General features: G+C 72.5%; 12 protein-coding genes. 7 read left to right on the forward strand and 5 right to left on the reverse strand.

The annotated features are described in order from the left end of the window. Positions 1–146 precede the first annotated feature (146 nt). Positions 147–962 (forward strand): MBL fold metallo-hydrolase, encoded by an 816-nt coding sequence (locus ACZ6K0_RS20015; protein WP_376397596.1) that lies wholly within the window; start codon positions 147–149, stop codon positions 960–962. On the opposite strand, the gene ACZ6K0_RS20020 is transcribed toward ACZ6K0_RS20015, so the two are convergent. The 3 genes from ACZ6K0_RS20020 to ACZ6K0_RS20030 form a co-directional block, all read right to left on the reverse strand. Next, positions 959–2,065 carry an AI-2E family transporter gene (locus tag ACZ6K0_RS20020; RefSeq protein ID WP_469231171.1) on the reverse strand — a complete coding sequence of 369 codons (1,107 nt, stop codon included), beginning with the start codon at positions 2,063–2,065 and terminating at the stop codon, positions 959–961. The genes ACZ6K0_RS20015 and ACZ6K0_RS20020 overlap by 4 nt on opposite strands. Before the next feature lie 82 nt (positions 2,066–2,147). Continuing rightward, complete coding sequence (locus tag ACZ6K0_RS20025; RefSeq protein WP_469231173.1) at positions 2,148–3,110, reverse strand: pirin family protein; 963 nt, start codon at positions 3,108–3,110, stop codon at positions 2,148–2,150. A gap of 123 nt (positions 3,111–3,233) precedes the next feature. After that, a complete protein-coding gene (locus tag ACZ6K0_RS20030; RefSeq protein WP_317597074.1) occupies positions 3,234–3,686 on the reverse strand; it encodes an SseB family protein in 453 nt (150 codons plus the stop codon). Between the two features lie 144 nt (positions 3,687–3,830). Between ACZ6K0_RS20030 and ACZ6K0_RS20035 the strand changes: the two genes are divergently transcribed. The 3 genes from ACZ6K0_RS20035 (at position 3,831) to ACZ6K0_RS20045 (ending at position 7,768) form a co-directional block, all read left to right on the forward strand. After that, positions 3,831–5,660, forward strand: coding sequence for an acyl-CoA dehydrogenase (locus tag ACZ6K0_RS20035; RefSeq protein WP_376397605.1), 1,830 nt, complete (start codon positions 3,831–3,833; stop codon positions 5,658–5,660). 395 nt (positions 5,661–6,055) lie between these two features. After that, positions 6,056–7,363: a M18 family aminopeptidase gene (locus tag ACZ6K0_RS20040; protein WP_376397608.1), complete on the forward strand. Its 1,308-nt coding sequence runs from the start codon at positions 6,056–6,058 to the stop codon at positions 7,361–7,363. Between the two features lie 60 nt (positions 7,364–7,423). Next, positions 7,424–7,768 (forward strand): hypothetical protein, encoded by a 345-nt coding sequence (locus tag ACZ6K0_RS20045; protein ID WP_469231176.1) that lies wholly within the window; start codon positions 7,424–7,426, stop codon positions 7,766–7,768. A gap of 6 nt (positions 7,769–7,774) precedes the next feature. On the opposite strand, the gene ACZ6K0_RS20050 is transcribed toward ACZ6K0_RS20045, so the two are convergent. Next, complete coding sequence (locus ACZ6K0_RS20050; protein WP_469231178.1) at positions 7,775–9,604, reverse strand: NHL domain-containing thioredoxin family protein; 1,830 nt, start codon at positions 9,602–9,604, stop codon at positions 7,775–7,777. Between the two features lie 113 nt (positions 9,605–9,717). Between ACZ6K0_RS20050 and ACZ6K0_RS20055 the strand changes: the two genes are divergently transcribed. After that, positions 9,718–10,209 (forward strand): LURP-one-related/scramblase family protein, encoded by a 492-nt coding sequence (locus tag ACZ6K0_RS20055; RefSeq protein WP_376397618.1) that lies wholly within the window; start codon positions 9,718–9,720, stop codon positions 10,207–10,209. 7 nt (positions 10,210–10,216) lie between these two features. Here ACZ6K0_RS20055 and ACZ6K0_RS20060 read toward each other — a convergent pair whose 3' ends face one another. After that, positions 10,217–11,509 (reverse strand): trans-sulfuration enzyme family protein, encoded by a 1,293-nt coding sequence (locus tag ACZ6K0_RS20060; RefSeq protein WP_469231180.1) that lies wholly within the window; start codon positions 11,507–11,509, stop codon positions 10,217–10,219. 63 nt (positions 11,510–11,572) lie between these two features. On the opposite strand from ACZ6K0_RS20060, the gene ACZ6K0_RS20065 reads away from it, so the two are divergent. Beyond that, entirely contained in the window at positions 11,573–13,123 is a 1,551-nt protein-coding gene (locus tag ACZ6K0_RS20065) for an aminotransferase-like domain-containing protein (protein ID WP_469231182.1), read from the forward strand. Between the two features lie 27 nt (positions 13,124–13,150). Beyond that, positions 13,151–13,759, forward strand: a complete 609-nt coding sequence (locus ACZ6K0_RS20070) for a hypothetical protein (protein WP_469231184.1) — start codon at positions 13,151–13,153, stop codon at positions 13,757–13,759. The last annotated feature ends 106 nt before the right edge of the window (positions 13,760–13,865 follow it).

Here is a 13,865-nt window from a genome sequence, read left to right on the forward strand (position 1 = left end):
GGCTCTGGGCCCTGCCCGCTGTGGGCCGTACGGCGCACGCGGCCCCCTCGTACGGCGCACGCCGGCTCCCTCGTACGGCGCGCGCGGCCCCCTCGTACGGCGCAGACTGGTGTAGTACGGCCGCCGGGGGGACCACGGAGCGTGCCATGGACATCCACAAGGTCGGCAGTGACACCACCGTGCTGGCCGACAGCCTCGAAGCACCGGGGGTCGGCCACATCCCCGTCAACGCCTTCGTCCTCACCGCCGCCGAACCGGTCGTCGTCGACACCGGTCTCTCCGTCGCGGACCGTGACTTCGTCGCGGCGCTCGGCGGGATCATGGACCCGGCGGACGTGCGCTGGATCTGGCTCACCCACCCCGACCGCGACCACACGGGCGGGATCTTCGACCTGCTCGACTCGGCCCCGGACGCGCGTGTGGTCACGACCTTCGTCGGCTTCGGCATCATGATGACCGAGCGGGCCCTGCCCATGGACCGGGTGTACTTCCTCAACCCGGGCGAGTCCCTCGACGTCGGCGACCGCACCCTGCACGCCTTCCGGCCGCCGCTCTTCGACAACCCCGCGACCGTCGGCTTCTACGACGACCGGACCCGGATCTGCTTCAGCTCCGACTGCTTCGGCGGCCCGATGCCGAGCGTCGAGATCGCCGAGAGCGGGCACGCGGGCGACCTGAAGCCGGAGGAGCTGCGGCGGGCGCAGCTGCTGTGGGCGACGCTCGACAGCCCGTGGGTGCACCTCGTGGACGCGGAGAAGTACCGGGCGACGATCGCGCCGCTGCGGGAGATGAACCCGGAGATCGTGCTGTGCACGCATCTGCCGCCGGCCGTGCGGATGACCGGCCGGATGCTGGAGACGATCGCGATGGCCCCGGACTCCGACCCGTTCGTGGGGCCCGACCAGGCGGCCCTTGAGCAGATGCTGGCCTCGTTCGAGCCGGGCGGGATGGCGGCCGCTTAGGGCCTGTCCGGCGGATCAGGGTCGGATACGCCCTGAGGGCTGCTCTCCTCGGGCGCCTCGCGGGGCGCCCCGTACCGCGCGCGCAGTTCGCCGAGGACCCCGGTCGCGGCGGCGGTCAGCGGTACGGCGAGGAGCATGCCCAGGATGCCCGCGACGGACGCGCCCGCCGTGATCGCGAGCATGACGGCGGCCGGGTGCATCTGCACGGTCTTGCTCTGCACGAAGGGCTGGAGGACGTTCCCCTCCAGGACCTGGACGGCGAGGACGATGCCGAGCACCCACAGCGCGATGACGAAGCCCCGGTCGGCGAGGGCGACGAGGACGGCGACGGCGCCGGAGAGGAAGGCGCCGAGGTACGGGATGTAGGCGGTGACGAAGACGAGCGCGGCGAGTCCCACCGCGCCGGGCACGGAGAGGACGAGCAGTCCGGCGCCGATGATGACGGCGTCGACGAGGGCGACGAAGGTCGTGCCGCGCATGTAGCCCTCGACGGCCTCGAAGGCCCGTCGGGCCATGGCCTCGACGGTGTCGCCGGTGGCGCGGGGGGCGAGGGAGCGCAGGGCGCCGGCGGCCCGGTCGGAGTCCTTCAGGAAGAAGAAGATGAGGAGCAGGGCGAGGACGGCGGTGGCGAGCATCTGGGCGACGACGCTGAGCCCGCTGATCACCCCGGAGGCGGCGGTGCCGCCGAACTGCTTGAGGAGGCCCTCGGCGTTCTTGGCGAGGTCGTCGAGGGAGGTCCCGGCGGCGCCGAGGTGCTCCGCGATGTCGGCGGCGGCCTGCCGCAGCGAGGCGATGATCTGGTCGCCGGTGTCGATGAGCGCGAGGACGACGATGTACGTGGCTCCGCCGACGACCGCGACGACGGCGACGACGGTGAGTCCGGCGGCGAGCGACTTCCGCACCTTCATGCGCAGGAGCCGCCGGTAGAGCGGCCCGAGGAGCGCGGTGCCGAGGATTGCGAGCAGGACGGGGGTGACGGCCGTCTGGAAGACGACGCACAGCCAGATCCCGATGGCGAAGACCCCCGCGGCGAGCAGCAGGACGACACACCAGGCGGCGAAGCGACGGGCGGGTTCGGGGAGGAGCGCTCGGGTCGTCTGCACCCGTCCACCGGACCACGCCCGTCGGCGTGTCGTCGCGCGCTGACGGCCGTACGGGTGACGGCCCGTCAACACGGGCTGTGTACTACTCCCCCATGCCGTGGACGGCCGGGATCGTGCCGAGCCGGCCCGCCTGGAAGTCCTCGAAGGCCTGGCGGAGTTCGGCCTGGGTGTTCATGACGAACGGGCCGTAGTGCGCCATGGGCTCGCGGATCGGCTGCCCGCCCAGGAGCACGACCTCCAGGTCCGGCGTGTGGCCGTCCTGCTTCTCGTCCGCGCGGACCGTGAGCGCGCCGCCCTTGCCGAAGACGGCGGTCTGGCCCGTGTGGACGGGCCGGCGGTCGGCGCCGACGGTGCCGCGGCCGGCGAGGACGTACGCGAGGCCGTTGAAGTCCTCGCGCCACGGCAGGCTGATCTCGGCGCCGGGACGCAGGGTGGCGTGGATCATCGTGATCGGGGTGTGGGTGATGCCGGGGCCCTCGTGGCCGTCGAGTTCGCCCGCGATGACCCGGAGCAGCGCGCCGCCGTCGGGGGAGGTGAGCAGCTGGACCTGGCCGCCGCGGATGTCCTGGTAGCGGGGGGCCATCATCTTGTCGGCCGCGGGGAGGTTCACCCAGAGCTGGAGGCCGTGGAAGAGTCCGCCGCTGACGACGAGGGACTCCGGCGGGGCCTCGATGTGAAGCAGGCCGCTACCTGCTGTCATCCACTGGGTGTCGCCGTTGGTGATGGTGCCGCCGCCGCCGTTGGAGTCCTGGTGGTCGAAGATCCCGTCGATGATGTAGGTGACGGTCTCGAAGCCGCGGTGGGGGTGCCAGGGCGTGCCCTTGGGCTCGCCGGGGGCGTACTCCACCTCGCCCATCTGGTCCATCATGATGAACGGGTCGAGGTACTGGTAGTTGATCCCGGCGAACGCGCGGCGCACCGGGAATCCCTCGCCCTCGAAGCCGGACGGGGCCGTGGTGACGGCGAGCACGGGGCGGGATGCGGCGTCGGCCGGGGCGCCGACGCGCGGCAGGGTGAGCGGGTTCTCGACAGTCACTGCGGGCATGACCGGACCTCCTAGGTGCGACCTTGTTACGTCCACTTTAGTTGAACGCTGAACTTTCTGCCACCAGGAACGCGGAACGCCCGGGAGGAATTCCTCCCGGGCGCCCCATGGGTCAAGAATCGGTCAGCCGTACATCCGGCGCATCGCGTAGTCGACCATCTGCTCGACGGCCTTGGCGTCGAAGACCATGCGGTGGTCGCCCTCCATGTCGAGGACGAAGCCGTAGCCGGTGGGCAGCAGGTCGATCACCTCGGCGCCGGTGATGACGAAGTACTTCGACTCCTTGCCCGCGTACCGCCGCAGCTCCTTGAGCGTGGTGAACATCGGGATCACCGGCTGCTGGGTGTTGTGCAGGGCCAGGAAGCCGGGGTTGTCGCCGCGCGGGCAGTAGACCTTCGACGTCGCGAAGATCTGCTGGAAGTCCTCGGGGGCGAGGGTGCCGGTCGTGAAGGCGCGTACGGCGTCGGCGAGAGACGGAGGCGAGGGCTCCGGATAGAGCGGAGGCTGCTGCGCGTACCCCTGCTGCGGCGGGGCGTACTGCTGCTGGGCACCCGGATTCTGGTCGTAGCCGTACATGGGCCCTGAGCCTACTGCGTCACAGATGGCCCGGAAGGGGTTGCTCTTATTACCGGTGGGTAGCATCATCGGAGAGAGCGTGTTGCTACTCGCTGGTACGTGTACGAGGAACCTGCCTCCCCGAGCCTTAACGGAGCCGTCGCCATGGGGCACTACAAGTCGAATCTCCGCGACATCGAGTTCAACCTCTTCGAGGTCCTCGGCCGCGACAAGGTGTACGGAACCGGTCCGTTCGAGGAGATGGACGTCGAGACCGCCAAGAGCATCCTCGACGAGATCCGCCGCCTCGCCGAGAACGAGCTCGCGGAGTCCTTCACCGACGCCGACCGCAACCCGCCGGTCTTCGACCCGGAGACCAACACCGCCCCCGTTCCGGCCTCCTTCAAGAAGTCCTACAAGGCCTTCATGGACTCCGAGTACTGGCGCCTCGGCATCCCCGAGGGCATCGGCGGCACCACCGCCCCGCGCTCCCTCGTCTGGGCCTACGCCGAACTGCTCCTCGGCTCGAACCCGGCCATCTGGATGTACTCCTCCGGCCCGGCCTTCGCCGGCGTCCTCTACAACGAGGGCAACGAGGCGCAGAAGAAGGTCGCCCAGATCGCGGTCGAGAAGCGCTGGGGCTCCACCATGGTCCTCACCGAGCCCGACGCCGGCTCCGACGTCGGCGCCGGCCGCACCAAGGCCGTCCAGCAGGAGGACGGCTCCTGGCACATCGAGGGCGTGAAGCGCTTCATCACCTCCGGCGAGCACGACATGGAGGAGAACATCCTCCACTACGTCCTCGCCCGCCCCGAGGGTGCCGGCCCCGGCACCAAGGGCCTCTCCCTCTTCCTCGTCCCGAAGTACGAGTTCGACTGGGAGACCGGCGAGCTCGGCGCGCGCAACGGCGTCTACGCGACGAACGTCGAGCACAAGATGGGCCTCAAGGCCTCCAACACGTGCGAGATGACCTTCGGCGACCAGCACCCCGCCAAGGGCTGGCTCATCGGCGACAAGCACGAGGGCATCCGCCAGATGTTCCTCATCATCGAGTTCGCCCGCATGATGGTCGGCACGAAGGCGATCTCCACCCTCTCCACGGGCTACCTCAACGCCCTGGAGTACGCCAAGGAGCGCGTCCAGGGCACCGACCTGGCCAACTTCATGGACAAGGCCGCGCCCAAGGTCACCATCACGCACCACCCCGACGTCCGCCGCTCGCTGATGACGCAGAAGGCGTACGCCGAGGGCATGCGCACCCTCGTCCTCTACACGGCCTCCGTGCAGGACGAGATCGCGATCAAGGAAGCGGCCGGCGAGGACGTCAAGGCGCTCCACGGCCTGAACGACCTGCTGCTCCCGATCGTGAAGGGCTACGGCTCCGAGAAGGGCTACGAGCAGCTCGCGCAGTCGCTCCAGACCTTCGGCGGCTCCGGCTTCCTCCAGGAGTACCCGATCGAGCAGTACATCCGGGACGCCAAGATCGACACCCTCTACGAGGGCACCACGGCCATCCAGGGCCAGGACTTCTTCTTCCGGAAGATCGTCCGCGACCAGGGCGCGTCCCTGAACGCCCTCTCCGAGGAGATCAAGAAGTTCCTCGCGGTCGGCACCGGCGGCGAGGAGCTGGCCGGCGCCCGCGACGCGCTCGCCAAGGCCGCGGTCGACCTCGAAGGCATCGTCGGCACGATGATCACCGACCTCACCGCCACCGGCGAGGACGTCAAGAACATCTACAAGGTCGGCCTCAACACCACCCGCCTGCTGCTCGCCTCCGGCGACGTCGTCGTCGGCTACCTGCTGCTGCGCGGTGCGGCCGTCGCCGCCGAGAAGCTGGCCGCGGGCGCCACCGGCAAGGATGTCGCCTTCTACCAGGGCAAGATCGCGGCCGCGAAGTTCTTCGCCGCCAACGTCCTGCCGGGCGTCTCGGCCGAGCGCGCGCTCGCCGAGGCCGTCGAGGGCTCGCTCATGGACCTGGACGAGGCCGCGTTCTAGGACGTCCCTCGCCCATACCGGCACGGCCCGTCCCCGGGGAGGGGGGCGGGCCGTGCTGTATTTCTTCGGGCTCGGTTCGCCTCCGGGGCGCTCAAGCCGGGCTCACGGTCCCGACCGTGCTCGACCCCTCCTTCGTCGGGGCCTCCGCGCGCTCGGGACCGTTCCCCCGGCCGCGCCCCTTCGGCTCACTCGCCGGTCCCGGTGGCCCGGCTCCGCCCCGCCCCACCCCGACGGCCCGGCTCCATCCCGGACCCGCCTCACCCCGACGGCCCGGCTCCACCGGACCCGCCCCACCCCGGCTCGGCTCCACCGGCCCGGCCCCACCGGCCCCGCCTTCCCGCGTCCTTGCTCCGGGGTCCCGTATCCGCATTCCGGTCCCTGGCTAAGGTGAACCCATGAGCAGCGCAGCCTCCCGCCCGACAGCCGGCCCCTTCGACCGCGGTCACACCGATGACCTCATGTCCTTCCTGACGGCCTCCCCGTCGGCGTACCACGCGGTGGCCAGTGCCGCCGAACGCCTGGAGAAGGCCGGTTTCCGGCGCGTCGAGGAGACCGCCGAGTGGGACGGAACGAGCGGCGGGAAGTACGTGACCCGCGGCGGCGCGATCATCGCCTGGTACGTGCCCGAGGGCGCCGCCGCCCACACCCCGTACCGCATCGTCGGCGCCCACACCGACTCCCCCAACCTGCGCGTCAAGCCCCGCCCCGACATGGGCGCCCAGGGCTGGCGCCAGGTCGCCGTCGAGATCTACGGCGGGACCCTCCTCAACACCTGGCTCGACCGCGACCTCGGCCTCGCCGGCCGCCTCACCCTCCGCGACGGCAGCCACCACCTCGTCAACGTCGACCGGCCGCTGCTGCGCGTCCCGCAGCTCGCCATCCACCTGGACCGCGGGGCCAACGACGGCCTCAAGCTGGAGCGCCAGCGCCACATGCAGCCCATCTGGGGCATCGGCGAGGTCCACGAGGGCGACCTGATCTCCTTCGTCGCCGCCGAGGCCGGCGTCGACGCCGAGGACGTCACGGGCTGGGACCTCATGGTCCACCCCGTCGAAGCCCCGGCCTACCTCGGCCGCGACCTCGAACTCCTCGCCGGACCGCGCATGGACAACCTCCTGTCCGTCCACGCCTCCGTCGCCGCGCTCGCCTCCCTCGCGGGCCGCGACGACCTCCCGTACATCCCGGTCCTCGCCGCCTTCGACCACGAGGAGAACGGCTCCGAGGCCGACACCGGCGCCCAGGGCCCGCTCCTCGGCAACGTCCTGGAGCGCTCGGTCTACGCCCGCGGCGGCTCCTACGAGGACCGCGCCCGCGCCTTCGCCGGCACCGTCTGCCTCTCCTCCGACACCGGCCACGCCGTCCACCCCAACTACGCGGAGCGCCACGACCCGACGCACCACCCGCGCGTCAACGGCGGCCCGATCCTCAAGGTGAACGTCAACCAGCGGTACGCCACCGACGGCAGCGGCCGGGCCGTCTTCGCCGCCGCCTGCGAGAAGGCGGGCGTGCCGTGGCAGTCGTTCGTCTCCAACAACGACATGCCCTGCGGCACGACGATCGGCCCGATCACCGCCGCCCGCCACGGCATCAAGACCGTCGACATCGGCGTCGCGATCCTCTCCATGCACAGCGCCCGCGAACTCTGCGGCGCCGACGACCCGTACCTCCTCGCGAACGCACTGGTCGCCTTCCTGGAGGGCTGAGCCCGTCCCGGAAGCCGAGCGAAACATCGGCGAAAGCCCCCGCTCGGCAGGCTCGTCCTCATGCACCGTCACGAGGGCCCGTCCCGGGGGAAGTTCACCGCCGGTCTCACCGCCGCCGTCACGCTCGCCGTGACGGCGGCGGCCGTCGTCGTCGCCCAGTTCGACGACCGGCCGCCGTGGGGCACGGACATCGCCTACGAGGGCGGTTTCGTCCTGGCCTCCCGCATCCGCGGGTACGACGCCGACGGCTCGCGCACGAAGGCGCTGCTCGCCGGGGAGTGCGCGCTGATGGAGCGGCAGGGGATGGGCGGCGACCGGGCCGTCCACGACCCGGCGGCCTGGGTCGCCGGGTGCCTGGACGGGGCCGCGGGGCGCCCGTCCAGGAACCAGGGCCTGGTCCGCTGAGTCCCGTCAGCCGTCCATGCCCGCGAGGATCAGCGGCAGCCGGGCGATGCCCGTCTCCGTGACCTTCAGCGGGACGCCCCAGTCCTGCTGGTGGACGTGGCAGGCCGGGTACTCGTTGTCCGGGTCGTCGTCGCAGGACGCCGCCATCGCGGAGACGTGCAGGACGCCCTCCGTGAGCTCCGGGTTCAGGTCGAGCTCCCGGAAGAGGTCCGTGCCCGTGCCCTCGCCGCCCAGCAGCAGCTCCGGCGGGGTCGAGGAGACCAGGAGCCGGGTCGACGGGCCGTAGCGGTCGTCGAGCTTCTGGCCCGTCGGGGCCTGGAAGACGACGTCGAGGCGGAGGCGGCCGGGGGCGACCTCGGTGGCCTCGCGCTTGGTGCGGTGGGCGACCGACTCGACCCGCACGGCCTCCTCGGGCAGCCGCAGCCGCGTCAGCCGGTGGCGGGCGGACTCGACGACCACGATGTCGCCGTCGACGAGCACGGCGTCGCTCGGCTCGCGCAGATCGGTGGCGAGCGTCGTCACCTCGCCCGTCGCCGGGTCGAAGCGGCGCAGGGCGTGGTTGTACGTGTCGCTGATCGCGACCGAGCCGTCGGGGAGGGCCGTCACGCCCAGCGGGTGCTGGAGCAGGGCCTGGTCGGCGGCGCCGTCGCGGTGCCCGAAGTCGAAGAGCCCGGTGCCGACGGCGGTACGCACGACGTACCCGTCACCGTCCCCGTCCTCCCCGTTCTTCTCATCCTTCTCGATCCAGCGCACGGAGCTGGTCTCGGAGTCGGCGATCCACAGCCGGTCCTCGGTGGCGGCGAGCCCGGACGGCTGCGCGAACCAGGCCTCGGCGGCGGGCCCGTCGACGAGGCCCTCGTTCGTCGTCCCGGCCGCGACCTCGACGGTCCCGCTCTCGGGGTCGTACGTCCACAGCTGGTGGACGCCGGCCATGGCGATCCACACCTTGCCCTGCCACCAGGCGACGTCCCACGGCGAGGACAGGTCGACCTCCAGGGCGGGCCCGGAGGTGGGCGAGCCCTGCCACCACTGCTTGCCGGTGCCGGCGACGCGCTCGATCGCACCGCTCTCCGGGTCGAACACACGCAGGGCGTGATGGACGGTGTCGGCGACGACGACCCTGCCGTCGGGCAGCGCCGCGATGCCCTGCGGCTCGCGGAACTCGCCGTCCCCGATCCGCCGCACGACGGTCTCGCCGTCCGCGCTCAGCTCGACGAGCTGGTGCCGGGTGGTGTCGGAGACGAGGAAGTTCCCGGACGGCAGCAGGATCGCCTTGCCGGGGAACCGCAGATCGGTGGCCACCGGCTCCGGCGCCACGTACGGCCCGTCCCCGCGCCGCAGCGTCCCCTTGGCCCCGTGCTCGGCCTCCAGCTCCTCGACGAGCGTCCGGAGGGCGTTGGCGTGCCCCTCACCGGCGTGCTGGGCGACGACGTACCCCTCGGGGTCGATCACGACGAGCGTGGGCCAGGCCCGGACGGCGTACTGCTTCCAGGTGGCGAGCTCCGGGTCGTCGAGCACGGGGTGGTGCACCTCGTACCGCTCGACGGCGTCGACGACGGCCTGGTGCTCGGCCTCGTGCACGAACTTCGGCGAGTGCACGCCGACGATCACGAGCGTGTCGCGGTGCTTCTCCTCCAGCTCGCGCAGCTCGTCGAGGACGTGCAGGCAGTTCACGCAGCAGAAGGTCCAGAAATCGAGAAGAACGATCTTTCCTCGCAGGTCGGCGAGGGTCAGTTCGTCTCCGCCCGTGTTCAGCCAGCCGCCCTTGCCGATCAGCTCGGGGGCACGGACACGGGCACGTCGGCGGGGCTCGGGCGCCGGGGCGGCATCGTTCATCCTTCAAGCTTGCCATCCGCCGATGAACACTGGATCACACCCGTACGACCCCGCTCCTTCTCGGCGTGAGCCGCGTCGCGTAAGAGGACTCGCCACGGGGCAGGCATATCCGCGTGAAATATCTCGTACGGGACAAGATCTTCGCGATCGGCGACGACTACTGGATCGAGGACGAGCAGGGCCGCCACGCCTTCCTCGTCGACGGCAAGGCCATGCGGCTGCGCGACACCCTGGAGCTGAAGGACCCCGACGGGCAGGTCCTGATCACCCTGCGCCAGAAGATGTTCAGCCTGCGGGACGCGATGACGATCGAGCGGGACGAGCGCCCCCTCGCGAGCATCCGCCGCAAACGGCTCTCGCTCCTGCGCAACCACTACCGGGTGACGCTCGTCGAGGGCACCGAACTGGACGTCAGCGGGAAGATCCTGGACCGGGAGTTCACCGTCGAGTACGACGGCGAACTCCTCGCCCACATCTCCCGGCAGTGGTTCCGCGTCCGCGAGACGTACGCCGTGAACGTGGTCCGCGAGGACGCGGACGCGGCGCTGCTCGTCGCCGTGGCCGTGTGCGTGATCCGGATGGCCGAGCGGGAGCGCGAGGACTGACCGTCCCTCACACGGCCTTGGCCTGCTCCAGCGCCTGCTCCAGGTCCGTCCACAGGTCCTCGACGTGCTCGATGCCGACCGAGATCCTGACCGTGCCCGGGCCGATGCCCGCCGCCGCCAGGGCCTCGGCGTCGAGCTGGTGGTGCGAGGTGGAGGCCGGGTGCATCACCAGGGTCTTCACGTCACCCAGGGAGACGCTCAGCGACGCCACCCGTACCGCCTCGACGAAGGTACGGCCCGCCTCCCGGCCGCCCGCGAGGTCGACCGAGATCACGCCGCCGCCCCCGTCCGGTAGCAGCCGCTCGGCGATCTCGCGGTCCGGGTGGCTCGCGAGCGCGGGGTGGCGGACGGCCGCGACCGCCGGGTGCGCCTCCAGCCGGGCGCCGAGCTCGGCGGCGTTCGCGCACTGGCGCGCGATGCGCAGCGACAGGGTCTGCATGCCGCGCAGGGTGAGCCAGGCGGCGAACGGGTCGGTGGACGCGCCCTGTTCGACGGTGTGACGGCGGACGTCGCGGTGCAGGTCGGGGTCCTTGAAGACGGCCATGCCGCCGAGGACGTCCGCATGGCCCGCGAGGTACTTGGTGGCGGAGTGGACGACGATGTCGGCGCCGTGGTGGAGGGGCCGGCAGAGCAGCGGGGAGGCGAAGGTGTTGTCGACGACGACCGGGATCCCGGCCTCGCCGGCGACGGCGGCGAGCGCGGGCAGGTCGGAGACGCGGGTCGTCGGGTTGGCGATGGTCTCCAGGTAGAGGAGGCGCGTCTCGGGGCGCAGGGCCGCCCGCACCTCCTCCGGGTCCGTGCCGGAGACGTAGGTGACGTCGACGCCCCAGCGCGTGGCGAGGTCGGTGAGGACCGCGTACGTACCGCCGTACAGGCAGGTCTGGGCGACGACGTGGCCTCCGCTGCCGAGCAGGGCGTGGAGGACGCCGTTGACCGCGCCCATGCCCGAGGCGAAGGAGAGGCCGGCGGCGCCGCCTTCGAGGCGGGCCACGGCGTTCTCCAGGGTGCGGACCGTGGGGTTGCCGTGGCGGCTGTACATGAACGCGTCGGGGGAGGTGAAGGCCTCGGCGAGGGCGTCGGCCGAGTCGAACGCGAAGACGTGGCCCTGGTGGAGGGGGACACCGAGCGGCCGGCTGCCGGTGATCTCGACGTGGGGCGGGTGGACGGCGAGGGTCTCGGGGCGGGCCGTGTCGGGGAGGGGGGACACCGCGGAGGCCGCTGCGGGGGAGGCGGCGGCGGAGACCGCGGGGGAGGCTGCGGGGGCGGCGGCGGGGGAGGCTGCGGAGTCGGCGTGGCTCATGCGCCCAGTCTGTGGACAGGCCGTTTGCCTTCCCAGGTCCAATCCCGGCAGATTGGTTCGTCGATGGAGCCGATCACCCTCACCCCGCACACGATCGACGCGCTGGTCGCCCGCCTGGGCCGCTGGTCCGCCGGGCGCGGCCCGCTCTACCTGCTGCTCGCCGCCCGGCTGCGCCGGCTGATCGACGAGGGGGCGCTGCCGCCCGGCGCCAAGCTGCCGCCGGACCGGCGGCTCGCGACGGCCCTCGCCGTGGGCCGTACGACGGTGGTCGCCGCGTACGACACCCTCCGGCAGGAGGGGCGGCTCGTACGGCGGCAGGGCAGCGGCACCCGGGTCGCCCGGCCCGCGCTCGCCCCCGAGACACCGCGGGTCACCGAGACGTCGAACCCGCTCTTCCTGCACCTCCTGGAGGCGCCCGACGACGTGATCCTGCTGAGCTGCGCCGCACCCTCGCAGCCGCCGCCCGAGCTGGCGGAGGCGTACCGCTCCCTCGTCCTGCCCGACGGGGACCTCGGCTACCACCCGGCCGGGCTCGGGGCGCTGCGGGCGGCGGTCGCCGCCCGGTACACGGCGCGGGGCGTGCCGACCGGGCCGGAGCGGATCCTCGTCACCACCGGCGCCCAGCAGGGGCTTTCGCTGCTCACCCGGCTGCTGCTCGCGCCCGGCGACGGGGTGCTCGTGGAGGCGCCGACGTATCCGGGGGCGCTCGACCTCTTCCGCGAGGCGGCGGCCGTACCGCTGCCGGTGGCGGTGGGTCCCGACGGGGTGGACGTGGCGGAGGCGGTACGGGTGATGGAACGTCACCGTCCCGCCCTCGCCTATGTCGTGGCCCGCTTCCAGAACCCGACGGGGACGGTCCTTCCGCCGCTCGCGGGGCGGCGGCTCGTCGAGGCGGCGAACGCGCTGGGCGTGCCGCTCGTCGACGACGAGGTCCTCGCCGACCTGGCCTTCACGCCCGCCCTCGGGGAGCCCGCTCTCGGGGAGCCCTCCTTCGGAAAGCCCGCTCTCGGGGAGTCCTCCCTCGGAGAGCCCGCTCTCGGAGAGCCCGCCCTCGGAGAGTCCTCGCTCTCCTCCTACGGCGACGTGATCGCGGTCGGCTCGCTGAGCAAGGTCGTGTGGGGCGGGCTGCGGATCGGCTGGGTGCGGGGCCCGGCGCCGCTGATCGCCCGCCTCGCCCGGCTCAAGGCCCTCCACGACCTGGGCAGCGACCTCCCCTCCCAACTGGCCGCGACCCGCCTCCTCGCCGACTTCGCCCCCGTCCTGACGGCCCGTACGGCGGCGGTCCGCGCGGGCCACGACCACCTCAGGGCCGCGCTCGCCCGACTGCTGCCCACCTGGTCCTGCGCGCCGACGACCGGCGGCCAGACCCTGTGGGTACGGCTGCCGTACGGCGACGGCGTCTCCTTCGCCCAACTCGCCCTCCGCCACGGGGTGGCCGTCCTGCCGGGCGCCACGACCGACGCCCTCGGCGGCAGCGTCCGCCACCTCCGGCTCCACTTCCTCGCGCCGCCCGAGGTCCTGACGGAGGCGGTGCGGAGACTGGCGGCGGCCTGGGCGGAGTACACCCCGGGCCCGGCACCGGAGCGCGCGTCGCTCCATGCGATCGTCGTCTGACGACCGGATCCACCTCAGGGGGGCGCCATGCACACCGCTGTCACACCGTTCACGCTGCGTCCGTGGCGCGAGGGCAAGGGGTACGAGCGGCGGGCCGGCTGGCGGGGCGCGTCCGCCGAGTTCGGCGAGATCACCGTGGAGGCACCGCTGCGGCAGACCGTGCAGCAGGTCGTGCTGTCGGAGGTGCGGGGCGGGCTGATCCCGCCGGCCTCGTACGAGGCACGGGGCATCCACACCGAGACGATCCGGCTGCCGACCCTGAACCGCGCGACCCTCCGCGTCGGCGACGCCCACGTCTCCATGACCCGCAACCGGCTCGGCGCGACGGCCCGTCAGCGCGCGCTCCAGCTGCGGTACGGCGGCGACCACTACCGGCTGTGGGCGCGGGACCGGCGCTCCTGGGTGCTGGCCCGCGCGGCGGACGCCGAGGACCCGGGGGTCACCGTGTCGGTCCGCGGGGCGGGCCGCGGGAGCCGGCGCCGGCTCGACGTGACGGTGGCGGGCCGGGCGGGCGCGGCTGACCTGTCCCTGGCGCTGATCTTCGCGGGGGTGGACCGCGCGGCCCTCACCCGGGGCGGGGCGGTCCGCGCGGGCTTCTCGCGGATCGGCCAGTTGTGGGCGGAGAGCCAGTCCTAGGGAGAGCCGGTCCTGGGGCCGGTCCTCGTGCCGGTCCTGGGGCCGGTCCCAGGGAGCGTCCGCTGCCGAGTGGTCCCGGCGGGCGGGAAGGGGGACGCTGGAGGTA

Source organism: Streptomyces sp. NPDC042346 (assembly GCF_055581845.1).